This is a genomic window from Streptomyces sp. NBC_00820, assembly GCF_036347055.1.
Lineage (GTDB): Bacteria > Actinomycetota > Actinomycetes > Streptomycetales > Streptomycetaceae > Streptomyces.
On the sequence record NZ_CP108882.1, the window covers coordinates 795,610 to 822,354 of the forward strand.

At 71.3% G+C, this 26,745-nt stretch carries 23 protein-coding genes and 1 pseudogene; 12 read left to right on the forward strand and 12 right to left on the reverse strand.

Annotated features, from left to right (window positions below; genetic code table 11):
• Nucleotides 1-37: 37 nt before the first annotated feature.
• The 7 genes and pseudogenes from aspA to OIB37_RS03760 all read right to left on the reverse strand — a co-directional run bounded on the left by aspA (nucleotide 38) and on the right by OIB37_RS03760 (nucleotide 6,233).
• Nucleotides 38-1,447: an aspartate ammonia-lyase gene (aspA, locus tag OIB37_RS03730; protein ID WP_330456052.1), complete on the reverse strand. Its 1,410-nt coding sequence runs from the start codon at nucleotides 1,445-1,447 to the stop codon at nucleotides 38-40.
• Nucleotides 1,448-1,650: 203 nt separating this feature from the next.
• Nucleotides 1,651-2,706: an asparaginase gene (locus OIB37_RS03735; protein ID WP_330456053.1), complete on the reverse strand. Its 1,056-nt coding sequence runs from the start codon at nucleotides 2,704-2,706 to the stop codon at nucleotides 1,651-1,653.
• An 11-nt stretch (nucleotides 2,707-2,717) separates the two neighbouring features.
• Nucleotides 2,718-3,533 (reverse strand): FadR/GntR family transcriptional regulator, encoded by an 816-nt coding sequence (locus OIB37_RS03740; protein WP_330456054.1) that lies wholly within the window; start codon nucleotides 3,531-3,533, stop codon nucleotides 2,718-2,720.
• Between the two features lie 201 nt (nucleotides 3,534-3,734).
• Complete coding sequence (locus OIB37_RS03745; RefSeq protein WP_330456055.1) at nucleotides 3,735-4,571, reverse strand: undecaprenyl-diphosphate phosphatase; 837 nt, start codon at nucleotides 4,569-4,571, stop codon at nucleotides 3,735-3,737.
• Nucleotides 4,572-4,645: 74 nt separating this feature from the next.
• On the reverse strand, nucleotides 4,646-5,023 hold the full coding sequence (gene crcB, locus OIB37_RS03750; RefSeq protein ID WP_330456056.1) for a fluoride efflux transporter CrcB: 378 nt from the start codon (nucleotides 5,021-5,023) through the stop codon (nucleotides 4,646-4,648).
• Nucleotides 5,024-5,118: 95 nt separating this feature from the next.
• Nucleotides 5,119-5,559: pseudogene (locus OIB37_RS03755) on the reverse strand (FluC/FEX family fluoride channel); the annotation flags it as partial.
• 383 nt (nucleotides 5,560-5,942) lie between these two features.
• Nucleotides 5,943-6,233: an ArsR family transcriptional regulator gene (locus OIB37_RS03760; protein ID WP_330456058.1), complete on the reverse strand. Its 291-nt coding sequence runs from the start codon at nucleotides 6,231-6,233 to the stop codon at nucleotides 5,943-5,945.
• A 250-nt stretch (nucleotides 6,234-6,483) separates the two neighbouring features.
• On the opposite strand from OIB37_RS03760, the gene OIB37_RS03765 reads away from it, so the two are divergent.
• Both OIB37_RS03765 and OIB37_RS03770 read left to right on the forward strand, forming a co-directional pair.
• Nucleotides 6,484-6,843, forward strand: a complete 360-nt coding sequence (locus OIB37_RS03765) for a VOC family protein (protein ID WP_330456059.1) — start codon at nucleotides 6,484-6,486, stop codon at nucleotides 6,841-6,843.
• Between the two features lie 72 nt (nucleotides 6,844-6,915).
• Complete coding sequence (locus tag OIB37_RS03770; RefSeq protein ID WP_330456060.1) at nucleotides 6,916-7,356, forward strand: MarR family winged helix-turn-helix transcriptional regulator; 441 nt, start codon at nucleotides 6,916-6,918, stop codon at nucleotides 7,354-7,356.
• A 76-nt stretch (nucleotides 7,357-7,432) separates the two neighbouring features.
• Here OIB37_RS03770 and OIB37_RS03775 read toward each other — a convergent pair whose 3' ends face one another.
• From OIB37_RS03775 to OIB37_RS03785, 3 genes are all read right to left on the reverse strand, one after another.
• The gene (locus tag OIB37_RS03775; RefSeq protein ID WP_330456061.1) at nucleotides 7,433-8,545 is read right to left on the reverse strand and encodes a hypothetical protein; all 1,113 of its coding nucleotides are present in this window, start codon (nucleotides 8,543-8,545) and stop codon (nucleotides 7,433-7,435) included.
• Nucleotides 8,546-8,718: 173 nt separating this feature from the next.
• Nucleotides 8,719-9,120 (reverse strand): SseB family protein, encoded by a 402-nt coding sequence (locus tag OIB37_RS03780; RefSeq protein ID WP_330456062.1) that lies wholly within the window; start codon nucleotides 9,118-9,120, stop codon nucleotides 8,719-8,721.
• A gap of 222 nt (nucleotides 9,121-9,342) precedes the next feature.
• On the reverse strand, nucleotides 9,343-11,043 hold the full coding sequence (locus tag OIB37_RS03785) for a purine-cytosine permease family protein (protein ID WP_330456063.1): 1,701 nt from the start codon (nucleotides 11,041-11,043) through the stop codon (nucleotides 9,343-9,345).
• 184 nt (nucleotides 11,044-11,227) lie between these two features.
• Between OIB37_RS03785 and coaD the strand changes: the two genes are divergently transcribed.
• The 5 genes from coaD (at nucleotide 11,228) to OIB37_RS03810 (ending at nucleotide 15,044) form a co-directional block, all read left to right on the forward strand.
• A complete protein-coding gene (gene coaD, locus OIB37_RS03790) occupies nucleotides 11,228-11,653 on the forward strand; it encodes a pantetheine-phosphate adenylyltransferase (RefSeq protein WP_330456064.1) in 426 nt (141 codons plus the stop codon).
• A 112-nt stretch (nucleotides 11,654-11,765) separates the two neighbouring features.
• Nucleotides 11,766-12,506 carry a VOC family protein gene (locus OIB37_RS03795; protein WP_330456065.1) on the forward strand — a complete coding sequence of 247 codons (741 nt, stop codon included), beginning with the start codon at nucleotides 11,766-11,768 and terminating at the stop codon, nucleotides 12,504-12,506.
• 28 nt (nucleotides 12,507-12,534) lie between these two features.
• The gene (locus OIB37_RS03800; protein WP_330456066.1) at nucleotides 12,535-13,086 is read left to right on the forward strand and encodes a hypothetical protein; all 552 of its coding nucleotides are present in this window, start codon (nucleotides 12,535-12,537) and stop codon (nucleotides 13,084-13,086) included.
• 145 nt (nucleotides 13,087-13,231) lie between these two features.
• Entirely contained in the window at nucleotides 13,232-14,476 is a 1,245-nt protein-coding gene (locus OIB37_RS03805) for a glycosyltransferase (RefSeq protein WP_330456067.1), read from the forward strand.
• A 340-nt stretch (nucleotides 14,477-14,816) separates the two neighbouring features.
• The gene (locus OIB37_RS03810; protein WP_330456068.1) at nucleotides 14,817-15,044 is read left to right on the forward strand and encodes a hypothetical protein; all 228 of its coding nucleotides are present in this window, start codon (nucleotides 14,817-14,819) and stop codon (nucleotides 15,042-15,044) included.
• Nucleotides 15,045-15,135: 91 nt separating this feature from the next.
• On the opposite strand, the gene OIB37_RS03815 is transcribed toward OIB37_RS03810, so the two are convergent.
• Complete coding sequence (locus tag OIB37_RS03815; protein ID WP_330456069.1) at nucleotides 15,136-15,609, reverse strand: carboxymuconolactone decarboxylase family protein; 474 nt, start codon at nucleotides 15,607-15,609, stop codon at nucleotides 15,136-15,138.
• A 404-nt stretch (nucleotides 15,610-16,013) separates the two neighbouring features.
• Here OIB37_RS03815 and OIB37_RS03820 point away from each other — a divergent pair, with 404 nt between their 5' ends.
• Together OIB37_RS03820 and OIB37_RS03825 are read left to right on the forward strand one after the other, a co-directional pair.
• Nucleotides 16,014-16,328 (forward strand): hypothetical protein, encoded by a 315-nt coding sequence (locus OIB37_RS03820; protein ID WP_330456070.1) that lies wholly within the window; start codon nucleotides 16,014-16,016, stop codon nucleotides 16,326-16,328.
• Nucleotides 16,329-16,354: 26 nt separating this feature from the next.
• Nucleotides 16,355-16,678: a hypothetical protein gene (locus OIB37_RS03825; protein WP_330456071.1), complete on the forward strand. Its 324-nt coding sequence runs from the start codon at nucleotides 16,355-16,357 to the stop codon at nucleotides 16,676-16,678.
• Between the two features lie 135 nt (nucleotides 16,679-16,813).
• Here the strand turns inward: OIB37_RS03825 and OIB37_RS03830 are convergent, their stop codons facing one another.
• Entirely contained in the window at nucleotides 16,814-17,332 is a 519-nt protein-coding gene (locus OIB37_RS03830; RefSeq protein ID WP_330456072.1) for a GNAT family N-acetyltransferase, read from the reverse strand.
• A 483-nt stretch (nucleotides 17,333-17,815) separates the two neighbouring features.
• Between OIB37_RS03830 and OIB37_RS03835 the strand changes: the two genes are divergently transcribed.
• The 3 genes from OIB37_RS03835 (at nucleotide 17,816) to OIB37_RS03845 (ending at nucleotide 26,710) form a co-directional block, all read left to right on the forward strand.
• The gene (locus tag OIB37_RS03835) at nucleotides 17,816-20,188 is read left to right on the forward strand and encodes an isoamylase (RefSeq protein ID WP_330456073.1); all 2,373 of its coding nucleotides are present in this window, start codon (nucleotides 17,816-17,818) and stop codon (nucleotides 20,186-20,188) included.
• A gap of 650 nt (nucleotides 20,189-20,838) precedes the next feature.
• On the forward strand, nucleotides 20,839-23,433 hold the full coding sequence (locus tag OIB37_RS03840) for a Pls/PosA family non-ribosomal peptide synthetase (RefSeq protein ID WP_330456074.1): 2,595 nt from the start codon (nucleotides 20,839-20,841) through the stop codon (nucleotides 23,431-23,433).
• A gap of 13 nt (nucleotides 23,434-23,446) precedes the next feature.
• A complete protein-coding gene (locus OIB37_RS03845; RefSeq protein ID WP_330456075.1) occupies nucleotides 23,447-26,710 on the forward strand; it encodes a non-ribosomal peptide synthetase in 3,264 nt (1,087 codons plus the stop codon).
• Nucleotides 26,711-26,745 lie beyond the last annotated feature (35 nt).

The window sequence follows — 26,745 nt, forward strand, 5'->3', positions numbered from 1 at the left end:
CGGTCCCGGTGCGCTGCCGGGGCGGTGTCCGCGCAGGTCAGAGGGCTGTTTTCCCGGTGCCCGCGACGACCTCGGGGCGCAGCAGAGCGGCGAGCCTCTCGGCGGGCAGCAGGCCCTTCTCCAGGACCAGTTCGGCGACACCGCGGCCGGTGGCGAGGGCCTCCTTGGCGATGTCGGTGGCGGCCGTGTACCCGATGTACGGGTTGAGCGCCGTGACCAGACCGATGGAGTTCTCCACGGTGGCGCGCAGTGCCTCGGTGTTGGCGGTGATGCCGTCCACGCACCGCTCGGCGAGCGTGAGGCAGGCCCGGCGCAGGTGGGTGATGCTCTCCGACAGGGAGTGCAGGATGATCGGCTCGAAGGCGTTGAGCTGGAGCTGTCCGGCCTCGGCCGCCATGGTGATGGCGACGTCGTTGCCGATGACCTCGAAGGCGACCTGGTTGACGACCTCGGGGATCACCGGGTTGACCTTGCCCGGCATGATCGAGGAACCGGCCTGCACCGGGGGCAGGTTGATCTCGCCGAGGCCGGCGCGCGGGCCGGAGGAGAGCAGCCGCAGGTCGTTGCAGCTCTTGGAGAGCTTGACCGCGACCCGCTTGAGGACGCCGGACATCTGGACGAAGGCGCCGCAGTCCTGGGTGGCCTCGACCAGGTTGGCCGCGGTGACCAGGGGCAGTCCGGTGATGGCGGCGAGGTGCCGGCGGGCGGCCTCGGCATAGCCGTCGGGGGCGTTGAGGCCCGTGCCGATGGCGGTGGCGCCCAGGTTGATCTCGTGGATCAGCTCGACGGCCTCGGCCAGCCGGCTGCGGTCCTCGTCCAGCATCACGGCGTACGCCGAGAACTCCTGCCCGAGGGTCATCGGCACCGCGTCCTGGAGCTGGGTGCGGCCCATCTTCAGCACGTCGCGGAACTCGAAGGCCTTGCGGGCGAAGGAGTCCTGCAGGACGGCCATGGCCTTGAGCAGACCGCGCACCGCGAACACCGTCGCGATCTTCACGGCGGTCGGGTAGACGTCGTTGGTGGACTGGCCGAGGTTGACGTCCTCGTTGGGGTGCAGGTGCGCGTACTCGCCCTTGGCGTGCCCGAGCAGCTCCAGCGCCCGGTTGGCCACGACCTCGTTGGCGTTCATGTTGGTGGACGTGCCGGCGCCGCCCTGGATGACGTCCACGACGAACTGGTCGTGCAGCTTGCCGGAACGGATCTCGCGGCAGGCTTCGACGATCGCGGCGGCCTTCTCCGGGGCCAGCAGGCCGAGTTCCTCGTTGGCGAGGGCGGCGGCCTCCTTGACGGCGGCGAGGGCGTCGATCAGGTGGGGGTAGGCGGAGATCGGGGTGCCGGTGATGGGGAAGTTCTCCGTCGCGCGCAGGGTGTGGATGCCCCAGTACGCGTCGGCGGGGACGTCACGGTCGCCGAGCAGGTCGTGCTCGCTCCGGATGGCGGCGGTCATGAGGTGGGGGTGCTCTTTCGCAGACGCTCGGTGATACGAGGGTGTGGGTGGGGGTGTGAGTGAGGGTGTGGCCACGCGCGGGCCGGCAAGGCGGCCCGGCGCGGCGGGGCGGGATTGTGTGGCGTTGGCGTGGCGTGGCGGGCCGGCGGGGCGGCCCGCGCGTGGCCGGTGGGGTGTGGTCAGGCGTGGCCGGTGGGGTGTGGTCAGGCGTGGGCCGGCGAAGTGGCCGGGTCCAGTGCGCGAACCGGTCGTACGGACCCCACCGGGAGCCCGCCGCCGAGCAGCGGTGCGCCGGCGAAGGCGGTGAGCAGGGCGGGGTCGACGCCGACGCGGGCGAGGGCGGCCGCGGCGACCGGGACGCGGGCACGGTCGTTGCCGTCGGCGATCTTCACGGCGACGGCGCGGCCGTCGGGCAGCGCGGCCACCTGAACGCCCTCGAAGCCGTCCTTGCCGAGCAGGCCGGGGACGGCCCGCATGAGAGCGGCCACGTCGCGTCGCGTACCGGAGGCCAGCTCGGCGTGCTCGCGCATCGCGTCGGCCACCCGCGCCTCGGGCGTTCCCGGCGCGGCCGTGGTGATGCGGGCGAGGGCCCGCGCGAGACCGTGCAGGGATATGGAGAACAGCGGCGCGCCGCAGCCGTCCACGGTCACACGGGCCACAGGCTGCCCGGTCAGCTCCTCGACCGTCTCCGCGACGGCCCGCTGGAGCGGGTGCGCCGGGTCCAGGTAGTCCGCCAGGGACCAGCCGTTGACCTTGGCGGTCCACAGCATGGCGGCGTGCTTGCCCGAGCAGTTCTGGGCGAGCCGGCTGGGCGTGCGGCCGTCGCGGATCCAGGTGTCGCGCACGACCGGGTCGTACGGCATGTCGGGGACGTTGCGCAGGTGGTCCTCGGTGAGCCCGGCGAGGTCGAGCATGCGCCGGGCGGCCTGGAGGTGGAACTCTTCGCCGGAGTGGCTGGCGGCGGTCAGCGAGAGGAGTTCGCCGCCGTCGAGCGGGAGTCCGGCCCGCAGCATGGCCACGGCCTGGACGGGCTTGAGGGCCGAGCGCGGGTAGAACGCGGCCTCGATGTCGCCGAGCTGGAACTGGACCCGGCCGTCGGCGCCGAGCACGACGACGGAGCCGTGGTGGACGCCCTCGACGACCCCGCCGCGTACGACGTGGGCGACGGGTGCGTGCAGGGGCTCCCGGACGACGGGCGCGCCGGCGGGGGGACGGGGGGAACCGACGGCGGAGGCGTCGGCGGGAGAACTGCTGTGCATCTCTGCCTGTATCACTGGGTCGGGGCCGGCCGGCGCGCGGGTCGCGTGTCGTCCGGGGTGGACGGTGGGCGTGTTCCGCCCTGGAGGGTGTCGCTCGCGGTCGCGGGCCCGCCCTGTGCGGGCAGGTCCGCGCGCGTGGCGCGCACGATGGCGGTGAGGGAGGTCTCGACGCGGTCGAGGTGGTGGCTCATCGCTTCGACGGCGTCGTGCTCGGAGCCGTCGAGCAGCGCTTCGACGATCGCGCGGTGCTCGCGGTTGGACTGCTCGCGGCGGTCGCCCAGCTCGGTGAGGAAGGCGGACTGGCGGGCCAGTGCGTCGCGGATCTCCTCGATGACCCGGCGGAAGACCGGGTTCTGGGCGGCCTCGGCGACCGCGATGTGGAAGAGGGTGTCCATCGCGACCCACGCGGTGGTGTCCGTCTCCCGCTCCATGCGCTCCAGCAGGTGGGCCAGGCGGTCGAGGTCCTCGGGGCCGCGGCGCAGGGCCGCGTACCCGGCGACCGGGATCTCTATGTGGCGGCGCACCTCCAGCAGGTCGCTGGCCGCGTAGTCGCCGAAGGTGGGGTCCTCCACGGCGCTCGCGACGACGAAGGTGCCCTTTCCGGTCCGGGAGACGGTCAGGCCCATCGTCTGCAGCGCACGCAGCGCCTCGCGGAGGACGGGCCGGGACACCTCGAGGGTGCGGCACAGCTCGGCTTCGGAGGGGAGTTTGTCGCCGATGGCGTACTCACCGCGCTCGATGGCGCCGCGGAGGTGGCCGAGGACCGCTTCCATGGCGCTGACGCGCCGTGGGACCCGACCACCTGTCTGGCTGTCTGACAGGTTCACGGAGCGATCCTGCGGCGTACGGGACGGCACTGTCAAGGCGTCACGGGCGGACGTGCCGGGAGACACACGCGCGACCGCGCGCGGACACGCAGAGACGCAGACCCGTGGAGACGTGGACACGCGAACACGCGGACACGCGGACGGGGTGCGGACGCCCGGTGAAAGGCGTCCGCACCCCGCGGGTGGTTCGGGTGGGCTCGCTCAGCTTTCGAGCGTGCCGGTGGCCAGCAGGCCGATCAGGAGCACGCCGATGATGATCCGGTAGATCACGAAGGCGTTGAAGGAGTGCTTGGCGACGAACTTCAGGAGCCAGGAGATGGAGGCGTAGGCGACGACGAAGGACACGATCGTGCCGGTGGCCAGCGGGGCGGCGCCGACGCCCGCGCCGAGGGCGTCCTTCAGCTCGTAGATGCCGGCGCCGGTCAGGGCCGGGATGCCGAGGAAGAAGGAGAGACGCGTGGCGGCGACGCGGTCGAGGTCCAGGACGAGCGCGGTGGACATCGTGGCGCCGGAGCGGGAGAAGCCGGGGAAGAGCAGGGCGAGGATCTGGGAGGAGCCGACGAGCATCGCGTCCTTGAAGGAGGTGTCGTCCTCACCACGCTTGTGGCGGCCCATCTGGTCCGCGCACCACATCACGGCGGATCCCACGATCAGCGAACCGGCGACCACCCAGAGGGAGGCGAGCGGGCCGTCGATCAGGGGCTTGGCGGCCAGGCCCACCACGACGATCGGGACGGTCGCGGCGATCACCCACCAGGCGAACTTGTAGTCGTGGTGGTAGCGCTCTTCGCGGTTGGTCAGACCCCGGAACCAGGCGGAAACGATCCGCTTGATGTCCTTGAAGAAGTACACGAGCACGGCGGCGATGGCGCCGACCTGGATGACTGCGGAGAACCCGACGACGGACTTGTCGTCGACGGGGATGTTCATGAGCCCCTCGGCGATCTTGAGGTGGCCGGTGGAGGACACGGGGAGGAATTCGGTCACCCCCTCGACTACTCCGAGGACGACGGCCTGACCGACGGAGATGGCGCTCATGGAATCCAGTTCTGAGGAGAGTTGGTCGACAGTGCTGTAGACAGTCTTACTATGCCAAGTCGTAGAGCAAGCGGCTACGCCACCCACAGGGCGCCGGCGAGCGAGACCCCGGCGAAGGCCGCCCCGAGTCCCGCCGCCACGCTCACGACCGCGTTGGCCGCAGCGTAGAGCCCGGCACCGGTCTCGGTCAGCCTGAGGGTCTCGTAGGAGAAGGTCGAGTAGGTCGTCAGGGCGCCGCAGAGCCCGGTACCGAGCAGCAGCTGGAGGTGCGGGCCCGCGACGCCGGCGGAGGCCGCACCGCTGAGGAGGCCCAGGATCAGGCAGCCGGCGACGTTCACCGCGAAGGTGCCCCAGGGGAGGACGGAGTCATGGCGGGCCCGGACGGCACGGTCGGTGAGATGACGCAGGGGGGCGCCGACCGCGGCTCCCAGGATGACCAGCAGCCAGTTCACAACGAGTTCTCACCCTTCACGTCCGTCGTACCGGAAGCCGGATCCGGGCGCCGGGTCCGGGCCCGGGACACGGGGGCGTCGCCGCCTGCCGCGAACAGCCGGCGCGCGGCGCCCGAGCCCAGCCGGACCGCCGCGAGGGCGGCGAGCAGGGTTGCGGCGAGGTAGCCCAGGCCGATGCCGACGTGGCCGTCGCCGGCCAGCTTGCGGATGTCGACCGCGTAGGTGGAGAAGGTGGTGAAGCCGCCGAGCACACCGGTGCCGAAGAAGGGGCGCACCAGGCGGTGGACACTGCGCACCTCGGTGATCAGCACCATGAACACGCCGATCACGGCACAGCCGGTGACATTGGTCCAGAACGTCGCCCAGGGGAACGCGCCGGGAACCGTGGGCCACGCCAGGCCCAGTGCGTACCGGGCCGTGGCACCGAGGGCACCGCCCGCCGCGACCACCGCGATCACCGGGGCCTGCGTCCGCCACTCGGCCCGCTTGGGCGACACGGGGCGCACGCGGACGCTCTCGGCTTCCGGGGCTGTCATGGTCCTACGTCTCCTGTCCGGCCCTGCCCCGACGGGTGATCTCGGCCGGGCACCAGGGTACCGTCGGCCCGATCGGCGGCCGTCCCCGCATGGACCTCACTCCCGCACTCCCCCGAGCAGCCCACGGGTCGCCGGCCGTGCGGCGACCTGGCCGCCGCCGGTGACCTGCGGAAGCAGGGGCAGCCGGCCGGGCCGCGGGTACCGGAGCCGGCGAGAGGGGGCGGAGGGCGGACCTCCGGGCCGACCAACCGGGGCGGAGAGTCGGCCCTCGGGCCGACCAGCCGGGGCGGCAGGCCGGATCGGCAGGACGGGTCGGCAGGACGGATCGGGCGAACTTCGGCCTCACCCCCTCAGGAGCGAGCCGGGTGCCGCCGAGCCGCCGCTCACCAGCCCTTCTCGAACATGCGGGACACCTCGGCGATGCGGATCTCGTCGCGCCGGTAGTAGGTGCGCCAGCACAGGCGCCGGGCGCGCAGCAGGCCGAGGCGGGCGAGGAGGTCGAGGTGGGCGGCGGCGGTCCGGCGGGGTATGCCGAGCTTGGCGGCCATGGCTCTCGCGGTGACGCCGGTCCGGGCGGGGTCGGTATGGAAACGTCCCGACGGGAAGTGGGCCGCCGGGTCCTTGAGCCGGTCCAGAACGGTCTGCCGTACGCGGCCCGAGGGAGTCCCCATCATCCGCCCGCCTCCGTTCCCGGCCTTCCTCGTGCGCCCTGGTTCCACTGTGGCGCAGGCGGTGCCGTCGCGTCCGCGTCTCGGCCGCCGTTGTCCGGTATCGAACGCGCGATCGGGCAGGAGTGATCCGCCGGGCTCCATCGGGCACGCACGATCGGTCAGGATCGAAGAAGCGGGCGGCGGGGGTCCCGCCCTAGCGTGAGAGCACCGGTGGAGAACCCGCCGGGCCCCGAACGCCGAGGAGCGACTTCCGATGACCACGACGACCGCCGGACTGCAGACGATCATCTACCCCGTGAAGGACCTGGAGCGGGGCAAGGCCCTGTTCACCGCGCTGCTGGGCGTCGAGCCCTACGCGGACGAGCCCTACTACGTCGGCTTCAAGGCCGCCGGGCAGGACGTCGGCCTCGACCCGAACGGCCACCGCAAGGGCATGACCGGGCCGGTGCCGTACTGGCACGTGACGGACCTGAAGGAGCGTCTGGCGGCCCTGCTGGCGGCCGGTGCGGAGCTGCTCGAGGACGCCCACGACGTCGGCGGCGGCCGGCTGATCGCCTCCGTGAAGGACGCCGACGGCAACCTCGTGGGGCTGCTCCAGGACCCGTCCGCCTGAGGCCGTACCGCCGGTTGCGCCCGCACTAGTTGCACACTCAATGACTGGCTGGATCGGTGCTACGGTGCGGGTATGGCAGTCAAGACGGCCGACACCCGGCTGGAGGAACGGTGGCGGGACATACTCGCGGTGCACGCGCGCACGATGTGCGAGATCGACCGCACCCTGCACCCGCACGGCCTGGGCGCCAGTGACTTCGAGGTGCTGGACATCCTCGCCACCGAGTCGCCCGCAGAGGGCGACCAGTGCCGGGTGCAGAATCTTGTCGGACGGGTCCATCTCAGCCAGTCCGCGCTGTCCCGCCTGATCGCCCGCCTGGAGAAGGACGGCCTCGTCGAGCGCTCGGTCTGCGCGGAGGACCGGCGCGGGGTGTACGTCACCCTCACCCGCAAGGGGCGCGACCTGCACACCGAGGTGCTTCCGCTGCAACGGGCGGTGCTGGAGCGGATGCTGGCCGAACGGCCCGGCGCGGCCACCGGCACCGGTCGGCCGGCCCAGGGCCTGTCCGCGTAGCAGGTCACCGTTCCGCGCGGCCGCGGATCTTCCCGCCGGAGGGCACGCTTTCCACCCCGAGGCGGGAGGAAGGCGGCTACCCGAAGGCGGGAGGAAGTCCCGGCCGTCCTCCGTCGGGCCGCCGGTCGACCGGACGCCGTGGCGACATGGGGCCGCCGGAGAAGTCGCGCGGGCCGGTCCACAGTGCGGGTACGGCGTCGCAGCGCCGGCACAGCTCGTAGACGATCGCCTCGTAGTTGACCCGCCAGCCGCGGAAGTGCGGCCATGCCTCCTTCGGCGTGCGTTCGGCACGGAAACCGGCCGCCTCCAGCATGGCCACCGCCGCGTCGAACTCGTCGTAGGTGAGCCGGACGGGTCCGTCGGGCGACGGATCGGGGTCGTAGGGGATGCGCAGCGCGCGGGCGATGTCACGCAGCGCGGTGAACCCGGCGCGCAGCACCAGCCGGGCCTCCGCCGGGGCTGTCCGCGGGTCGAGGGCGAGCTGGAGCGCGGCCGCGTCCATGACGGCGACGAGTCCGACCAGCCAGCTGCGGTACGGGCTCGGTGAGCGGAAGGTCAGCAGGATCGGGTACGTGGACTGGCTCTCCCCCATGTCCGCGGCGAGCCGCTCCCAGGCCCGGTACAGCTCGGGCAGTGCGGTCTCGGTGTCGACCAGCCACTGCCGGGCGAGGATCTCAGGCCCCCAGGCGGGCTCGCCGGCCCGCGCCTGTAGAAGGGTGACCTCCAGTTCGCGGCGGTTGTAGGCGCCGTAGAGGGTGGGCAGGTAGGCGATCTGGAGGGCGATCAGGACGGGTCCGGTGGCCGCGGCCAGGAAGTCCAGTACGGACAGTTTCAGCCGGGCGCCACTGGCGAAGCCGAGCGTGAACAGACTGGACCCGGCCTCGCGGAACGCGGTCGTCCAGGACAGCGGCGACAGGGCGTACAGCAGCAGCCCGAAGCCGAGCAGAGCCCCGGCCAGCCAGGTGGCGAGCATGCCGATCAGCATCAGCGGGGCGAGCCAGGTCTGGGCGCGGTCGATGGCGTCGTAGCCGCCGCGCCCGGCGGTGAGCCGGAGCAGCCTGCGCAGCAGCCACCACAGGCGGAACACCAGCGCGGAGTAGAGGCCTCTGGGCACGACGAGGGTGCGGAGGATGCTGCTGAGGACCAGGACCAGCACCAGTCCGCCGGCCACGCCGGAGATCCATTCCATGAGCACATTGTGTCGCCCGGGGCGCCCGGGGAGCACGGCCCCGGCTGCCGCGCACGGCCGCGGGCGCGCTGCGGCGGCAGCGGACGCCGCTGTGGCCGGCCACGGACGCGCTGTGGCTGATCGCGTCGGCCGGCCGGGCGTACAGCTCCCGCGGCCGTCTCAGCCGCGCGGGCTCACCTGGCGAGCAGCGTGCGCACCCCTTGCGAGGTGAGGGTCAGCCCGTGCTCCGAGCTGCCGTCTATCGCGAGCGAGAGGTCGTCCTCGGGCCACTGGGAGGCGAGCGCGGCGAGCGGGACCAGCCGGTATCGGGAGACGGTCGGCAGCAGCCCCGCCATCTCCTCCTCCGAGGTGAACACGGGCACGACCGGCTCGCCGCCGGGCTGTTCGATGACGGGCAGCGCGACCGTGGCGGCGTCCGAGACGCCCTCCATGTCGACCGCGCCGTCCGGCACGGGGACGAGCACGTCGCTGTGGGCGAGGGTCTCCAGCGCGGCTTGGTCCTCTGCGTTCACGGCCAGCGCGTCGAGCGCCTGCTGGGCGGGCGTCGGAAGGGCGTCGTGTGCGGGTGTCTCCATGGTGTGTCCCCAGGTAGCGGTGGTTGTACGGGCACACGCACGGGTCGGCGCCCGGGCGTGCTCCCGCCCCGCGTACCCAACGTTCGCCGGGGCATGCGTGAGGATTCCGGGCAGCGACGGCGCCGGGCTCGCGGGGACGCCGACACGCGCGGGCGTGGGGGCGGGGCGGTGTGCGGGGGCGGGTGCGGGTGTGGGTAGAGACGGGGCGCGGGCGGGGTGGGGTCAGTCCGCGGCGCGCAGGGTGGGCGGGGCGACGGCGACGGGGCCCGGAGCGGCCGTGCTCTTGCAGATGTCGTGGCAGTCCTTCTCCAGGCTGCAGCACAGGGAGCAGACCGGGCCCTGGTGGAAGGGACAGTGGGCCATGTCAGGACGCTCGAAGCCGGTCGCACACACCGAGCAGGTCAGGGTGACGGCCGACGGCAGTCCGTCGGTGCCGAGCGGCGGTTCGTCGAGGTCGTCGGCGCGGGCGATGTAGTAGCGCCCCTTGGTGAGTACCGCGAGGACGGGCGAGAGGACCATGGCCAGGAACAGCGCGATGAACGGCGAGAACGCCTTGCCGTAGGCGCCGAACGCCTCGAAGTAGGCGGCGATGGAGACCGCGGAGGCGACCAGCATCGAACCGAAGCCGACGGGATTGAAGTGGTGCAGGTGCGCGCGTTTGAACTCGATGTACGAAGGGCTCAGCTTCAGGGGCTTGTTGATGACCAGGTCGGCGACGACGGCGCCGATCCAGGCGATGGCCACGTTGGAGTAGAAGCCGAGCACCGTGTTGAGGAGCCCGAAGACGCCGCACTCCATGAGCGCCAGGGCGATGCCGACGTTGAGGAAGATGTACACCACGCGGCCCGGGTGACGGTGCGTCAGCCGGGAGAAGAAGTTGGACCAGGACAGCGAACCCGAGTACGCGTTGGTGGAGTTGATCTTTATCTGGGACAGGATGACGAAGAACGTGGCCAGGCCCAGGGCGACCGGCGCGGCGAAGGTCCCGAACCCGTGGACGTACTGCTGGATGGGTTCGTCGGCCTTGCCCAGGCCCACGGCGCCGGCGACGCAGAAGGCCAGGAAGGCCCCGCCGATCTGCTTCAGCGCGCCCAGCACCACCCAGCCGGGACCGGCGCCGAGCACCGCGGCCCACCACCTCCTGGCGTTCTCGGGTGTCTTGTCGGGCATGAAGCGGAGGTAGTCGACCTGCTCGCCGATCTGCGCGATCAGCGACAGGGCAACGCCCGCACCGGCTCCGACGCCCAGCATGCTGAGGGTCGATCCGGTCGGCGAGTCACCCGCGAAGTGCGTGAACTCCGAGAACTTTCCCGGCTCCTGGATAGCGATGGACACGAACGGCGCGACCATCAGCACCAGCCAGACCGGCTGCGTCCACACCTGCATCCTGGACAGGGCGGTCATGCCGTGGACCACGAGGGGCAGGATGACCAGGGAGCAGATGACGTAGCCGACGGCGAGGGGGACGTGCAGGCCGAGCTCCAGGGCCTGCGCCATGATCGACCCTTCGAGGGCGAAGAAGATGAAGGTGAAACTGGCGTAGATGACCGAGGTGAGGGTCGAGCCGAGGTATCCGAAGCCGGCGCCCCGGGTCAGCAGGTCCATGTCGATGGAGTACTTCGCGGAGTAGTACGAGATCGGCACGCCGGTGAGGAAAATGACCACCGCCGCCGCCAGGATCGCCACCATGGCACTGGAGAAGCCGTGGGACAGGGCGATCGAGCCGCCGATCGCGAAGTCCGCGAGGTAGGCGATCCCGCCCAGCGCCGTGGTCGCCACGACGTACGGCGTCCAGCGTCGGAAGGACTTGGGCGCGTAGCGCAGCGAGTAGTCCTCCAACGTGTCGTTCCGCGCCCAGTCGTTGTACGTCCGCCCGCTCGGCGGCGCCGACGACGACGCCCGCTTGTCGACGATCTCCGTCACGGCTCTCCCCTCGTCCCGCACCGTGTCCCGGACGCCCCGGGCCACTGCCGGAAGGTTCGCGCCGCGCCGTTGCTCCGCCGTTTCGTCGGCTTTAAGAACTCCTAACGAAATGATCTTCGAAGTGGTCGGACCGCTCCGGGACCATGTCACCAACGGGGGCGGCCGCTTGTTACTCTTCCCGATCGTGCGAGCCCTCTTCCCAGGATCCTTCGACCCGGTCACTCAGGGGCACCAGGATGTACTCCGGCGCGCTGCCCTCCTGTTCGACGAGGTCGTCGTGTGCGTGATGTTCAATGCGAACAAGACCGGCCGCTTCCCCGTCACGGAACGGCTGGACCGACTCCGCGCGGCAGCAACCGACTTGAGCAACGTCACGGTCGACTCCCACACCGGCGGCCTGCTGGTCGACTACTGCCGCCGAGCCGGAATCGACGTCGTCATCCGCGGAGTCCGCGGCGTTCGCGACCTGGACCACGAAATGCCGATGGCCCGCATGAACCACGAACTGGCCGGAGTCGAAACGTTCTTCATCGCCGCGGACCCCGCCCTCGCCCACATCTCCTCCACCCTCGTCACCGCGATGGGTCGACAGGACCGTGTCCCCGAATGACGACTTGAGCGAGCTTCTTCCAGCGGCTGGGGGCGACAGCGAGGGTTTCTTGAACGCCCGTGTTCCCTGTGGTGAGGCTGTCGTCGCGGAGCGCGCGCATAGGATCGCCGGCATGTCGCTGCGACCGGTACTGGTGAACATAAAGGCTCTTGACGACTCGGCGGTCGGCCGGTTCTGGGGGGAGGCGCTCGGCTGGGGTGTCATCGACGAGGCACCTGGTGTGACCGCCGTCAAGCCCGCCGGCTTCGACTGGTCGGCCCCGGTCACTGTCTGCGTCGATGTCGTTGCCGTCCCGGAGCCCAGGACGACAACGAAGAACCGTGTGCACCTCGATCTCGCCACCACCTCCGCGGCGCATCAGGCGGAGCTGGTCGCACGCCTGCGGGCTCTCGGCGCGAGGCCCGCCCACGTGGGCCAGGGCGACGTGCCGTGGACGGTGCTCGCCGACCCGGAGGGCAACGAGTTCTGCGTGCTGGAGCCCCGGGAGACCTACCGGGACACCGGGCCGATCGCCGCGGTGGTGGTCGACTGCGCGGACCCGCGGGCCATGGCCCGGTTCTGGGGTGAGGCGATGGACTGGACCCCGCACGAGGTGACCGACGATCACGCGGTGTGGCGCCCCGCCAAGGGCGTCGGCCCGTATCTCGAGTTCCTCCGCACGCCCGACGTGAAGACCGTGCCGGACCGCGTCCATCTTGACCTGCTCCCGTACCCCGGTGAGGACAAGGCCGCGGAGGTGGCCCGGTTGCGGGACCTCGGAGCCACCGACCTCGACCTCGGCCAGGGCGACGTCCCGTGGACGTGCCTGGCCGACCCCGAGGGCCACGAGTTCTGCGTCCTCGCCCGGTCCTGAGGCGGAGCTGGGACAACACCCCGGCACGATGACCGACGCGGGTGAGAAGCTGAACTGCATGCCGGACCAGTACCACCACGCGTTCACGCGCTGGCTGACACGCCTGCGCGAGGACATCGACGTCGACTTCAACCCGTTCGCCCCGGATCCCGGGGTCAGCGGGTGGCTCCTCTCGCTCTTCCGTGACAACGGCGAGCTGACCACCGGCCATCTCGCCCCGTACGTGATGGCACGCCGTACCGTTCTGGCGGAGTCCGCGGTGGCCGCGCTGACGCGTGACATCCGCGCCGCCGGGCACCCGGCGCCCGACATCGTGATCGACGTCATGGAGCCCGACCCGCAGTTCAGCCTGGGCAAGGTCTCCGTGGAGAGCACCCACATCCAGTCGGTCGACGCGCAGGGCGTCCTCGCCGAGGCGGCCGACGGCGTCCAGACCTACCTGGCCTGCCCGGGCCGGACCGTGTGGCCCACGTGCCCGGACCACGGTCTCGGTGTCCATCCCTCGGCCGCTTCGGGGGTGGCCGAGTGGGTCTGCTCCGCCGGTCACATCCTGCGCCCCATCTGCCAGGACCTGAGGTGACTCCGCGGCAAAAGGAAAAGGCAAGGAGATAAACCGCTCCTTGCCACTCTCAACATATAGCGCACCGGGGGGCTTGCGGCAAGGTCCGGGTCGTACCGCAGAATCACCGACCGAAGCCGCAGCCTACGGAAACGAGAGTCACGAAATGCGCGTTCTGCTGTCAGCCTATGACTCGCGCGGTGGCGTCGAGCCACTGGTGGGTCTCGCGGTCCGGTTGCGGGAACTCGGCGCGGAGGTGCGGGTGTGCGCGCCGCCGGACGAGGAGTTCGCGAAGCGGTTGGCCGGGGTCGGTGTGGAGATGGTGCCGACCGGCCGGTCGGTGCGCGATCTGGTGACGGGGAAGACGCCGCCGACGCCGGGGGGCGTGCCCCGGCGCGCGGCCGAGTTGGTCACGGCGTTCCACGACAAGGTCTCCGAGGCCGCCGAGGGATGCGACGTGCTGGTGGCGACCGGCCTCGTACCGGCCGTGGCCGGTGTGAAGTCGGTGGCCGAGAAGCTGGGCATCCGTTACGTGTACGCGAGTTACCAGCCGGTCAGCCTGCCGTCGCCGCACCACCCGCCGATCCCGCGGCCGGGCCGGCCGCTCCCGCCGGATGTGACCGACAACGAAGTGCTGTGGGACCGGGACGCCGAGGACGCACAGGCGGTGTTCGGCGAGGTGATCAACACCCACCGGGCGTCGGTCGGCCTGCCGGCGCTGGACAACGTCCGCGACCACGTCTTCACCGACCGCCCGTGGCTGGCGACGGACCCGGTCCTGGCCCCGTGGCGGCAGCCGGCGGACCTCGACGTGGTGCAGACGGGCGCGTGGGTCCTGCCGGACGAACGCCCGCTCCCGGAGGAGCTGGTGGCTTTCCTGGACGCCGGCAGCGCACCGGTGTACGTGGGATTCGGCAGCATTCCCCTGGGCGATCCGAAGGACGTCGCCCGTGTGGTCATCGAGGCGATCCGGGCGCAGGGGCGCCGAGCGGTCGTCTCTCGCGGCTGGGCCGATCTGGCCCTGACGGACGACCAGGACGACTGCTTCGTCGTCGGAGAGATCAACCATCAGGCGCTGTTCCGCCGGGCCGCCGCCGTCGTGCACCACGGCGGCGCGGGTACGACGACCACGGCCACCTGGGCGGGCGCGCCGCAGGTGGTGGTGGCTCAGGGTGGGGACCAGCCGTATTTCGCCGGGCGAGTGGCCGAGCTGGGCATCGGCGCGGCACACGACGGCCCGACTCCGACCGTGGAGTCCCTGTCGGCCGCGCTCGCAACGGCCCTGACCCCCGAGACCCACGCACGCGCGAGGGCCGTGGCCGCCACGTTCCGCACCGACGGGGCGACGGTGGCGGCGAGACTGCTGCTCGATGCCGCCGGTGAGGAAAGGCCGTCCGCCCTGGGGAGTTGAGCTGACACCGCCGCCCCGGTCGGCTCCAGGCCTTCCTGACCGACCGGGAGTGCGGGTGCGTGCGGGTACGCGCGTGCGAGTGCGTGCGGGTGGCTGGGCGGGCACGGGACGCGGACAGGCACAGGGTGTCGACCGGCCGCGCCGCTCGCGGTGGTGGACCGAGGAGCGGCGCGGTCCCGGGCAAGGCTCGGGACCAGTGGAGCGCGGCCTGATACGGGGGCATGCGTGGAAACGGGGGCCGCGGCTCGGGGGCGCGGTGCGAGGCACGACGGTGTGCGCCCGGAGACGACAAGAGGACGATCGACTGTCCGTTGTCGCCGGTGTCGGGCACCATGATCGTATGAGCGATTTCAAGCAGGGCGACGCCGGCGCGTCGGGTGACTGGTTCTACTGCCTCAAGCACCACACGGTGGAGAAGGGTCCCGACTGCCGGGCCGCCGACCGCCTGGGCCCGTACGCGTCCAGGGAAGAGGCCGCTCGGGCGGTGGAAACGACCCACGAGCGCAACGAGGAGTGGGACACCGACCCGCGCTGGAGCGACGACAAGGAGACTCCCGAAGACAAGTGAGGCATCCTGCGGGAGGGCCGGCCGGTGCGGAAGGACCGGCCCTCGCCGCGAGCGGCGCACCACACCGCGCCGGCCCTCCCCCACTGTCCCGTCAGTGGAGCTGACCGGCCTGGTAATCACCGGCGGGCTGCTGGGTGATGACGTTTCCGCGGTTGAAGGCGTTGATGACGGAGATCTGCATCACCAGGTCGGCGAGCTGGTCCTGGTCGTAGTACTTGGCGGCGTTGGCCCACACTTCGTCCGGGACACCTCCGGCCGCGTCCGCGATGCGGGTGCCCTGCTCCGCCAGCTCCAGCGCGGCGCGCTCGGCGTCGGTGAAGACCTTGGCCTCGCGCCAGGCCGCGACCAGGTGGAGGCGGACCGCACTCTCCCCCGAGGCGGTGGCCTCCTTGGTGTGCATGTCGATGCATCCGGCGCACCCGTTGATCTGGCTGGCGCGCAGCATCACCAGTTCGCGCGTGGCGGGCGGCAGCGTCGACTCCGCGAGCGCCCTGCCCGCGGCGATGAGGTGCTTGATCGCCTTGGCCGCGACCGGACTGGCCATGACGTTCAGACGAGCTTCCATGATGGTCAACTCCTGCGTGGTTGCCGGTGGTTACACCTCTTGGACGGAACGGCCCGGCGAGTTGTGACATGCGCGCGCGTGACGCGCGTCTCCCTGCGGCGTCGAGGGGGTGTCGTTTGGATCAGGTCGGATCAGGCCGCGGCGTCCGGTGCGGTGCCTCGCAAGGCGGAGGATCCGCCGCGTACTGGACGTACTCGGCTGATCCGACAACGCGGCGAGGTGCCGTGCCGGGCGTCGCGGACCCGAGCTGATCCAAACGACACCCCCTAGGTGCGCGGCCACCGCGAGGCGGCCCCGGCGAGAGGCCCGGCACACATCTGTTGCGAGCATGTCAATCACGGCTACCGTGTGCTGGCGTCGAACCACGCCAACCACGCCATCACCCCACGAGGAGGCGAAGCGCCATGCCGTACATCAGGCGCGCCCTTGCGACCGGCGCGACCGCGGTCGCCGTCACGGCGCTGCTCCAGGCCCCCGCCCACGCGGTGGTCGTCCCGGAGCACGCGGTCATCACCTGCCAGAGCGCCAGCTTCTACGCCAACTACGACAGCTCCTCCGGCCCCAGCGGCCTCGTCCGCACGCTGCCCTACGGCGACAAGGTCGGCCACACCCCCGGGGTCCACCCGGTCTACAACGGCTGGGCCGCCACCTTCGACTTCGGCCCCAACGACTGGGGTTACGTGCGCATCGAATGCATCGGCGGCTACGGCTCCTGGTGAGCCGGGACGACTCGGGAGGGAACGCCATGTCCGCACCCCGCAGCACTCGTACCACCCGCACCGCCCGCTCCACCCGCGCCATCCGCGCGGCGGCGCTGACAGCCGCCCTCGGCACGGCCCTGCTGCTCGGCTCCGCGCCCGCCCAGGCCGCCAATGGCACCGTCGGCCAACGCGAAACAGTCTGTGCCCAGGACCTCTTCGTCCGCACCGACCCCGGAGGCGCCTGGATGGGCACCCTCTACCAGGGCCAGACCTTCCTGGTGGAGAGCAAGCAGTCCGGCTGGGCGTACGGCTTCGCGTACGGCGACATCAACCGCCACGGCTGGGTCCAGGACGGCTGGTTCTGCTGAGGGCACCGCGCCCTCCGCGCCGCCGGCCCCGCTGAAGACCGCTCACAGCCGCCTCGGGACGGCAAAGCGGCGCGGCCACCCCGGGGCGGCGGAGCGGCGCGCGGGGCCGACGGGCCGGCTCGTCCGCTGACGGCACTACCCGAGGTTCCGCCGCCAGCGGATCTCCCCGTCCTCCCGCTCCTCGCCGGTGGACGTGAGCCCGGCCGCGGAGGCCACGGCGGCGGATGCCCGGTGGCCGGGGTGGATGTGGGCGACGACCGTCCGCACCGGCTGCCGGCCGAGCCAGTCGACAAGTCCCCCGGCCGCTTCCTTGGCGATGCCTCTGCCCTGCCACGGCGTCCCCACCACCCAGGCGATCTCGGCGACGGGCCCCTGGGCGGAAGGGCCGATCGTCGCCTGGACGGTTCCCGTCAGGCAGGCTTCGCCGCGCAGCCGTATCACCCAGTTCAGCCAGGACACGGCCGGGTCGGGTGACCCAGCGGTCATGCGCTCGTACCGGGAGCGCAGGGACCGCGAGGTTTCCGGGGTGCCGCCGATGAAGGTGTGCAGGGCCGGGTCGGACAGCACCGCGGCCATGTCGTCGGCGTGTTCGACGTGAAGCGGCAGCAGATCCAGCCGCTCGGTAGCGATGGCGCGGGCCACGAAGTCACTCATGTCACGCCTCTCCCGGACGTACGACCGGACGACCGTCTTCGAAGCGGGCTCTCCCGCGAACGGTCCGCGACATCGGCACCTGACCCCAACCTCTGCGGCCACTCACCGGTTTCGGCGAGCGGGGCTGTCGGAAAACCCTGCCATCATGCACGCGGGAACGATCACCCGCCAGCCCTCACAGGCGAGTTCGCCGACCCACCACCCTCCCCGCAACCGCACCTGCCCTGGCCTGTGTTGCCCTGCGCTGCCTTGCCGTGTCCTCCGGAATCCGCGCAGACCTCCGCGCGCAGACACCCGCACAGGCCTCCGCGCAGACACCCGCTCCGGCCCCCAACTCCGGTGCCCCGCCCCCGGATCCCGCGCAAGGTCTGTACGACGCTTCAAAGTTGCACTATTTTCCGGCAAGATTCAGCAACTTCTTTCACGCCACCGGCGCCCAGGGACAGGCGCCGGGGCCTTCCCCCACAGCCCTGAGGAGCCGCCGTGTCTTCGCTCTCCCCTGCTCTCGCGCGCACGCGCAAAAGACGCCGCCTCGCCATCCGCACCGCGACCGCGGTCCTCGCCGTGACCGCCGCTCTCGCCGTACCGCTGACCCCCGGCGGTCTCGCCGTGCCCGCCGCCGCGGCCACGGGCGCTCCCCTCGGCGCCCGCTACGACGCCTCCGGCACCCAAGTGGAGTTCCGGGTGTACTCCTCCCGGGCCACCCGCATCGACCTGTACCTGTACCGGACAGCGACCGGCAGCCAGGAGGCGGCCGCCCTCCAGCTCACCAAGGACGCCGCGACCGGCGTCTGGTCGGTGACCGTACCCGTGACGACGCTCCAGCAGCAGTACGGCATCACGGGCCCGGTCTACTACGGCTACCGGGCCTGGGGGCCCAACTGGCCCTACTCCGCCTCATGGACCAAGGGATCCACCGCGGGCTTCGTGACGGACGTGGACGCGGCCGGCAACCGGTTCGACCCGAACAAGCTGCTCACCGACCCCTACGCGCGGGAACTGTCCCACGACCCGCTCACCCCCGCCGCCACCGACCGCACGGTGTACGGCACCGGCCCCCAGTACCGCGCGGTCGACGACGCCGTACAGGCCCCGAAGGGCATCGTCCTCGCCGCGGACGCCACGAGCACCGGCACCAAGCCGACCCGCGCCCTGAAGGACGACGTGGTGTACGAGGTGCACGTGCGCGGGCTCACCCAGAACGACACCTCCGTGCCCGCCGCCTACCGCGGCACCTACAAGGGCGCGGCGCTGAAGGCCGCCGGCCTCGCGGCCCTCGGCGTCACCGCGGTGGAGTTCCTCCCCGTGCAGGAGGTGCAGAACGACGCCAACGACGCCGACCCGGCCGGCGCGACCGGGGACGACTACTGGGGCTACAACACCCTCGACTACTTCGCGCCGGACCGCCGTTACGCCTCCGACCGGAGCGCGGGCGGACCCACACGCGAGTTCAAGGGGATGGTGAAGGCGTTCCACGACGCCGGGATCAAGGTGTTCACCGACGTCGTCTACAACCACACCGCCGAGGGCGGCCCCTGGAACGCGGGCGACAAGAACACCTACAGCCTGTTCTCCCTGCGCGGCCTGGACAATCCCGCCTACTACTCGCTCACCAACGACCTGCAGAGTCCCTGGGACAACACCGGCGTCGGCGGCAACGTCAACACCTACAACCCGGTCGCCCAGACTCTGATCACCGACTCGCTGGCGTACTGGAAGGACACGCTCGGCGTCGACGGTTTCCGCTTCGACCTCGCACCGGTCCTGGGCAACACCTGCCAGCACGGCTGCTTCCAGTACAGCCGCACCGACCCGAACACCGCGCTCAACCGGATCACGGCCCTGATGCCCGCGCGTCCGGCGTCCGGCGGCTCCGGAACGGACTGGATCGCCGAACCCTGGGCCCTGGGCAGCGGGACCTACCAGGTCGGCAACTTCCCCTCCGGATGGTCCGAATGGAACGACAAGTTCCGTGACACCATGCGCCGCGACCAGAACGCGCTGGGCGTGGAGAACGTCACCCCCAGCGAACTGGCGACCCGGTTCGCCGGTTCCTCCGACCTCTACCAGCCCAGCGGCCGCGCGCCCTTCAACTCCGTCAACTTCATGGTGGCGCACGACGGTTTCACCCTCGCCGACCTCTACCGCTGCAACGCCAAGGACAACAACCAGGCCTGGCCGTACGGTCCTTCCGACGGCGGCTCCGACTACAACCTGTCCTGGGACCAGGCGGGCGTCGCGGCCGACCAGCGCAAGGCCGCCCGCAACGGCTTCGCCTTCCTGATGCTGTCGGCCGGAACACCGATGATGACCGGCGGCGACGAGTACCTGCGCTCGATCCGCTGCAACAACAACCCCTACAACCTCGACTCCACGGCCAACTGGCTCACCACGTCCCTCACCACCGACCAGAGCACCTTCCGCACCTACGCCCAGCGCCTGATCGCCTTCCGGAAGGCCCACCCCGCCCTGCGCCCGGCGGCCTTCTACAGCGCCGCCGACGGCAACAGCAACGGCATGGGCCAGCTGGACTGGTTCACCCCGGCGGGCAGCGCACCCGACGCCGCCTACTGGGCGAACCCCGACAACCACGCCCTCGCCCGGCGCTACGACGGCACCGAACTCGGTGACCCCAGCAGCGCGCTCTACGTCGCCTACAACGGCTGGTCGGGCGACGTCGACTTCACCCTCCCGTCTCCCGGCGCCGGGAAGAGCTGGTACCGCGTCACCGACACCTCCGCCTGGGCCGAGGGCGCCGACCAGGTCGCCGCTCCCGGCAGCGAGGCCGCGGTCGGCGGCTCCGGCACCGTGTACCGGCTGCACGGCCGCGCGGTCCTGCTCCTGATCGCCAAGTAGCCACCGGGTTCCACCGGCCGACCCGGGACGACACCCGGCACCCTTCACGCGACCGCGCCCTTCACACGGTCGCACCCTTCACGCGGTCGCACCCTTCACGCGGTCGCGGACCCGTCCGGCCGCTGCCGGACCTCCGCACCGCGGTACGGCCTGTTCGTGCGCTCGACGGCGTCGCCTTCGAGCGTACGTCCGGCTCTTCCGGCTCTCTCCCCGCAGCGTGGTCACGGCATGTGACCGAGGCGGCCCGGCCCCCCGGATCCGGACGCCGCACGGCGAGCCAGAACCCCGCTCCCCGCGCCCGCCGCCCCTGCCCCGCGCCGGAACTCCCCGGGCGGCCCCGGGCCTCTTCCCACGCGCCGCCCGAGCCGCCCCGAAAGGCCGCCATTCGGGTGATCCATCAGACGCCCCAGTGCTGCGGAGAACCAGAGAACACGGGCCCATCGCGCTTTTCCCGCCGCCCACGGTGATCGATTCGAAGTGGCAACCTCACGGTGCCGGGCCGAAACTGATCCCGGCGGTTCGTGATCAGGAAACAGAACGGATCTCGAGCTTCCGATGGCCCGGCGGGCCGATCTCGGGTCCTCGACGGACCCGGACCCGGACCCGTCACCGACCGCCATCGGCGATCCAGACGTCCTCCAGGAGATCGAATGGTGGAGCAGTCATCCGAGGTCCACATATCCGAGCCGGGCGCCGGCACCGTCGCAGGACGGTGCCACACCGACCCGACCGGGACAGGGACCGAACAGAAACTGGCGGAAGCGCTGGCAGGCGTCGTAGGAGCCGAGCACGTCGCGGTCGACAGTCACTTCTTCACCGACCTCGGCGCCAATTCCCTGGTCATGGCGCAGTTCTGCGCACGGGTCAGGAAGCTCGCGGACCTGCCGTCACCGTCCATGAAGGACATCTACCGGTATCCCACGATCCGAAGCCTCGCCGCGGCACTCACGGCGGCCGCGCCTGAACCCGTCGGCGCACCGGATCCCGCGTCGGCGTCCGCACAGCCGCCGCCCCCGCTTCCGGCCGTACCGGTCAGCGGGCTGAACCATTTCCTCTGCGGAACCTTCCAGTTGCTGGCGTTCCTGGGCTATTCGCTGGTCGCCGGATTCGCGACCGCCGCGGGATACGAGTGGATCGCCGACGGTTCCGGACTGGCCGACATCTATCTGCGGTCGCTGCTCTTCGGCGGTCTCGGATTCATCGCGCTGTGCGTGTTCCCGGTCATCGCCAAATGGCTGCTCGTCGGCCGCTGGAAAGCAGGCGAATTCCCTCTCTGGGGAGCGGCGTACGTACGTTTCTGGCTCGTCAAGGTACTGCTGCACGCGAATCCGATGATTCTCTTCATCGGAAATCCGCTGTACGTGCTGTATCTGCGGGCACTCGGCGCGCAGGTCGGCAAGGGTGTCACGATCCTGTCCCACTCCGTACCGGTCTGCACCGACCTGCTGACGATCGGCGACGGCACGGTCATCCGGAAGGACGCGTTCTTCCTCGGCTACCGCGCGCACGCGGGACGCCTCGAGACCGGCCGGGTCACGCTCGGCCGGGACGTGTACATCGGTGAGAAGACCGTCCTGGACATCGACACCTCGATGGGCGACGGCGCGCAGCTGGGCCACTCGTCCGCCCTCTACCGCGGCCAGGCGGTGCCGGACGGCGCGCGCTGGCACGGGACGCCGGCGCAGCCCACGGACGTCGACTACCTGCGCGTCGCGCCGGCCGCCTGCGGCACCGGTCGCCGCGCCTGGTTCGGTCTGGTCACGCTGGTCCAACTGCTCTTCCTGTACATACCGCTGGCCGTGGGCGGCATATACATGCTGTTCACCGAGGTGCCCGCGCTCGGCAGGCGGCTCGACCCGCAGACGGCGGTCGCACGCTCGCAGCTGATACCCGACGCGCTGATCCTGTCCTGCGTCCTGTTCTTCGGATTCGCCGTCCTGGGCCTCGTCGTCCTGTGCACCGTGCCGCGGCTGCTCGGTCTGGCCGTCAGGCCTGACCGGGTCTATCCGCTCTACGGCTTCCAGTACGCCGTGCACCGCTCGATCGCCCGCATGACGAACCCCAAGTTCTTCGCCTGGCTCTTCGGCGACAGTTCCTACATCGTGCACTACCTCCGGGGCATCGGATACGACCTGTCCCGGGTCGAGCAGACCGGGTCGAACTTCGGCACCGAAGTGCAGCACGAGACTCCCCTGCTGGTCACCGTCGGCAGGGGGACGATGGTGGCCGACGGTCTCTCCGTCATCAACGCGGACTACTCCAGCACCTCCTTCCGGGTCTCCCGGGCGACGATCGGTGCGCACAACTTCCTGGGCAACAACATCGCCTATCCCACGGGCGGCAGGACCGGCGAGAACTGCCTCCTGGCGACGAAGGTGATGGTGCCCCTCGACGGCGAGATCCGCGAAGGCGTGGGCCTCCTGGGTTCCCCGAGCTTCGAGATACCCCGGTCGGTGGAGCGCGACTCACGGTTCGACGACCTGCGGACCGGTGACACGCTGCGCCTGCGGCTCGCCGCGAAGAACCGCTACAACCTGCGCTCGATGGCGTTCATGCTGGGCGTGCGGTGGCTGCAGACCTTCGCGCTGACACTGATCGCCCTCGCCTCCGTGGACCTGTACGGCGTGCTCGGGCACGTGGTGATAGCCGGGTATCTCGCGCTGACGCTGGCGTTCTCCACCCTGTACTACATCGTGGTGGAGCGCGCCATCATGTCGTTCCGCCGGCTGCGCCCCCAGCTCTGCTCCATCTACGACCGGTCCTTCTGGTTGCAGGAGCGGCTGTGGAAGGTTCCGGACCACTACCTCAACATCTTCAACGGCACGCCGTTCAAGTGCTTCGTCTGGCGGCTGCTGGGCGTGCGCGTCGGCCGCAGGGTGTTCGACGACGGCTGCTATCTGACGGACCGGACGCTCGCCACGATCGGCGACGAGTGCACGCTCAACGCCGGAAGCAAGATCCAGTGCCACTCGCAGGAGGACGGCACCTTCAAGTCGGACCACACCGCACTCGGGGCGGGCTGCACGCTCGGCGTGGCCTCGCACGTGCACTACGGCGTGACGATGAACGACGGCGCGGTGCTGGCACCCGACTCGTTCCTCATGAAGGGCGAGGAAGTGCCCTCGTACGCGCGGTGGGGCGGCAACCCGGCCGTGGACATGCCGGAAACGGCCGGCCGTTCGTACGGCAGCGGCCCGGAATCGTCACCGTCTTCGGTCGACGCCTCCGCGGCGACCGTGAGTTGAGGAAGGCCATTCGATGGGAGCGCGCGTGGAAGCGGACCGGGAGTTCTGGAGCCGGGTGCTGACCGCTGGTGGCAGCACCGCGGTGCCTCGGTGGGTACGGGAACCGGTCGCCGGAGTGGCCGAGCACGAGATACCCGTACCGGACGACGTCGCCCAGGCGGCACGGGAGCTGGTGCACCAGGCGGACGTACCGGTCAGCGCGCTGCTGCTCGCGGCACACGCCAAGGTGCTGGCCGCGCTGTCCGGTGAGCCGGAGGTGGTGACGGGGTACGCCGCCGGGGTGCGGGGCGAGCCCCTGCCCTGCCGGCTGACGGTGCGTCCCGGGACCTGGCGGGAGCTGCTGACCGCCGCTCGTCACGCCGAGGCGGACGTGCTGGCCCACCGGGAGTTCCCGGTGGACGCGCTGCGGCGGGAGCTGTCCGCCCCTGAGCCGTCGTACGAGGTGGTGTTCGGTCCCCGGGGGGCCGAGGACGCGCGGTCCGTCCACGGCGTGCTCGACGTGCGCTGGTCGGATCTGGACGGCCGGCTGAGGCTGAGGCTGCGGTACCGCACTGACGTGCTGGACGCGGCTTCCGCGGCCCGGATCGGCGACTACCATCTGGCGGCGCTCCGCCTGATGACGGCTGGTGCGGACACCGAGCACTCGCGGCAGAGCCTGTTGTCGGCGGACGAGGTGCGCGAGCAGCTGGAGGGACTCGCCGGACCCGGCCGGGCCCTGCCGGACGCGCGGGCGCACCAGCTGTTCGAGCGGCGGGTGCGCGAGCACCCGGACGCCGTCGCCGCCGTGCAGGGCACGCGCGAGTGGACGTACGCCGAGCTGAACGCGCGCGCGAACCGGCTGGCGCGCGCGCTGCTGGCGCGCGGGCTGGGCCGGGAGGACGTGGTCGCCGTGGTGACCGAGCGCGATCTCGACTGGCTGGCCGCGACGCTGGCGGTGTTCAAGGCGGGCGGCGTGTACCTGCCCATCGAGCCGCACTTCCCCGCCGGGCGCATCCTGGCCACGTTGTCCCGCGCGGAATGCCGGCTGGTGCTGACCGAGTCCGGCAGCACCGGCACTCTCGACCAGGCGCTGGAGTCCCTGCCGGGGACCGAGAGGCTGCTGATCGAGGCGGCGTACGGGGAACCGCACGCCGACGACGACCTCGGAATCCAGGTCGACGCCGGTCAGCTGGCGTACATCTACTTCACCTCCGGCTCCACGGGTGAGCCGAAGGGCGCGATGTGCGAGCACGCGGGCATGCTCAACCATCTCTTCGCCAAGATCGACGACCTGGGGATCGGCGAGGGGTCGGTGGTGGCGCAGACCGCACCGCAGTGCTTCGACATCTCCTTGTGGCAGCTGGTGTCCTCGCTGCTCGTCGGCGGCCGGACGCTGCTGGTCGGGCAGGACGTGATCGTGGACGTGGAGCGGTTCGTCGACACGCTGGCCGGTGGGCGGGTCGGGGTGGCGCAGCTCGTGCCCTCCTATCTGGAGGTCGTGGTCTCGTACCTGGAGCGGCACCCCCGCGCCCTGCCGGACCTGCGGTGTGTGTCGGTGACCGGTGAGGCGCTCAAACGGGAGCTGGTCCAGCGCTGGTTCGCGATCCAGCCGGGTATCAAACTGGTCAACGCCTATGGCCTGACCGAGACTTCGGACGACACCAACCACGAGGTCATGGACGCGGTGCCCGAGCGGGTGCTGCTGGGACGCGCGGTCAACAACGTGCGGGTGTACGTCGTCGACGAGCACCTGGCCCTGGTGCCGCTGGGCGCCCCCGGGCTGATCGCGTTCTCCGGGGTCTGTGTGGGCCGCGGGTACGTCAACGACCCCGAGCGGACCCGCGAGGCCTACCGGCAGGACCCGTACCGGCCGGGCGAGCGGCTCTACCTCGGCGGCGACTGGGGCCGCTGGCACCCCGGCGGCAAGCTGGAGTTCCTCGGCCGCCGGGACAACCAGATCAAGATCCGCGGCTTCCGCGTCGAGATCGGCGAGATCGAGAACACCCTGCTGCGGGTGCCCGGAGTGCGGGACGGCGCGGTGGTCTGCGCCGAGCTCGCGGGCGGCAGCAAGCATCTGATCGCCTTCTACACGGGCGAGGAGCAGACCGTGCCGGCCCTGCGTGAGGCGCTGGGCGCCGTGCTGCCCGCCTACATGGTGCCCTCGGCCTTCCACCACCGGCCCGAACTGCCGCTGACCGGCAACGGCAAGATCGACCGGAAGGCGCTGACCGCGCTCGCCGAGCAGGCGCCGCAGCCGGCACCGGGCGACAGTGCCCCGGAGCCCGACGGCGCCCCGTTCACGCCGACCGAGCGGAAGCTGGCCGCGGCCTGGGCGCAGGTGCTGGGCGTTCCCGAGGAGGGGATCGGCCGGGAGGACCACTTCTTCGACCGCGGCGGCACCTCCCTGTCGGCGGTCCGGCTCACCATCGCGCTCGACCGCGCGGTGTCCCTGAAGGACATCACCCGGCATCCGGTGCTCGCCGACCTGGCCGCCCGTCTCGACGGCACCCCCCAGCCGCACCCGGAGCTGCTCCAGCCGCTGTCCACGGCGCCCGGCGCGGCCGGGTGCGCCCTGGTGTGCTTCCCCTACGCGGGCGGCAACGCGGTCAACTACCAGCCGCTGGCCAGCGCGTTGGCGGGCAGCGGCATCGCGGTCCTCGCCGTCGACCTGCCCGGCCATGATCTGGCCGTCCACCACGAGCCGTTCGCGTCGATCGCGGACGTGGCGGAGCAGGTCGCCGCCGAGGTCGCGGCGCGCGGCCTGACCCGGGTCATGCTGTGGGGCCACTCCTCGGGCGCCGCGCCGGCCCTGGAGACGGCGCGCAGGCTCCAGGAGCGCGGGGTGGACGTGACACGGGTGTTCATCGGCGCGCAACTGCTCGGCACCGCCGAGGACCGGCGGGCCGCCATCGGCGAACTGGCGAGCCGCAGCGACGCCGAGATCGCCGAGCGGCTGACCGAGGACAGCGGCTACACCGAACTCGCGGAACTCAACGCCCGGCACTGCGAGCACATCGGTGCCGCCTACCGGCACGACTGCCTGTCGGCGCACCGCTACTTCCGCGACGCCCTGCAGACCCCGCCGCCGGTGCGGCTGTCGGTACCCGTCTCGGTGGTCGTCGCCGCCGACGACCCGCACACCGCCGACCACACCCGACGTCACCGGGACTGGCTGCTGCTCGCCGAGCACGTGGACCTGCACGAACTCGGCGACGGTGGCCACTACTTCCCGCGCACCCGACCGGCCGAGGCAGCACAGGCCGTCCTGGGCGTCGTGGCACCACTGGCCTCCTCCTAGCCCCGCAGAGCCCTCAGACGGGCAACCGAAGGGAA

Excerpts from the sequence above, each read along its gene's own strand:
- aspA (WP_330456052.1), bottom strand. The coding sequence starts at position 1,447 with ATGACCGCCGCCATCCGGAGCGAGCACGACCTGCTCGGCGACCGTGAC.
- OIB37_RS03735 (WP_330456053.1), bottom strand. The coding sequence starts at position 2,706 with ATGCACAGCAGTTCTCCCGCCGACGCCTCCGCCGTCGGTTCCCCCCGT.
- OIB37_RS03745 (WP_330456055.1), bottom strand. The coding sequence starts at position 4,571 with ATGAGCGCCATCTCCGTCGGTCAGGCCGTCGTCCTCGGAGTAGTCGAG.
- OIB37_RS03760 (WP_330456058.1), bottom strand. The coding sequence starts at position 6,233 with ATGATGGGGACTCCCTCGGGCCGCGTACGGCAGACCGTTCTGGACCGG.
- OIB37_RS03765 (WP_330456059.1), top strand. The coding sequence starts at position 6,484 with ATGACCACGACGACCGCCGGACTGCAGACGATCATCTACCCCGTGAAG.
- OIB37_RS03770 (WP_330456060.1), top strand. The coding sequence starts at position 6,916 with ATGGCAGTCAAGACGGCCGACACCCGGCTGGAGGAACGGTGGCGGGAC.
- OIB37_RS03775 (WP_330456061.1), bottom strand. The coding sequence starts at position 8,545 with ATGGAATGGATCTCCGGCGTGGCCGGCGGACTGGTGCTGGTCCTGGTC.
- OIB37_RS03780 (WP_330456062.1), bottom strand. The coding sequence starts at position 9,120 with ATGGAGACACCCGCACACGACGCCCTTCCGACGCCCGCCCAGCAGGCG.
- OIB37_RS03795 (WP_330456065.1), top strand. The coding sequence starts at position 11,766 with ATGTCGCTGCGACCGGTACTGGTGAACATAAAGGCTCTTGACGACTCG.
- OIB37_RS03800 (WP_330456066.1), top strand. The coding sequence starts at position 12,535 with ATGACCGACGCGGGTGAGAAGCTGAACTGCATGCCGGACCAGTACCAC.
- OIB37_RS03805 (WP_330456067.1), top strand. The coding sequence starts at position 13,232 with ATGCGCGTTCTGCTGTCAGCCTATGACTCGCGCGGTGGCGTCGAGCCA.
- OIB37_RS03810 (WP_330456068.1), top strand. The coding sequence starts at position 14,817 with ATGAGCGATTTCAAGCAGGGCGACGCCGGCGCGTCGGGTGACTGGTTC.
- OIB37_RS03815 (WP_330456069.1), bottom strand. The coding sequence starts at position 15,609 with ATGGAAGCTCGTCTGAACGTCATGGCCAGTCCGGTCGCGGCCAAGGCG.
- OIB37_RS03820 (WP_330456070.1), top strand. The coding sequence starts at position 16,014 with ATGCCGTACATCAGGCGCGCCCTTGCGACCGGCGCGACCGCGGTCGCC.
- OIB37_RS03825 (WP_330456071.1), top strand. The coding sequence starts at position 16,355 with ATGTCCGCACCCCGCAGCACTCGTACCACCCGCACCGCCCGCTCCACC.
- OIB37_RS03830 (WP_330456072.1), bottom strand. The coding sequence starts at position 17,332 with ATGAGTGACTTCGTGGCCCGCGCCATCGCTACCGAGCGGCTGGATCTG.
- OIB37_RS03840 (WP_330456074.1), top strand. The coding sequence starts at position 20,839 with ATGGTGGAGCAGTCATCCGAGGTCCACATATCCGAGCCGGGCGCCGGC.
- OIB37_RS03845 (WP_330456075.1), top strand. The coding sequence starts at position 23,447 with ATGGGAGCGCGCGTGGAAGCGGACCGGGAGTTCTGGAGCCGGGTGCTG.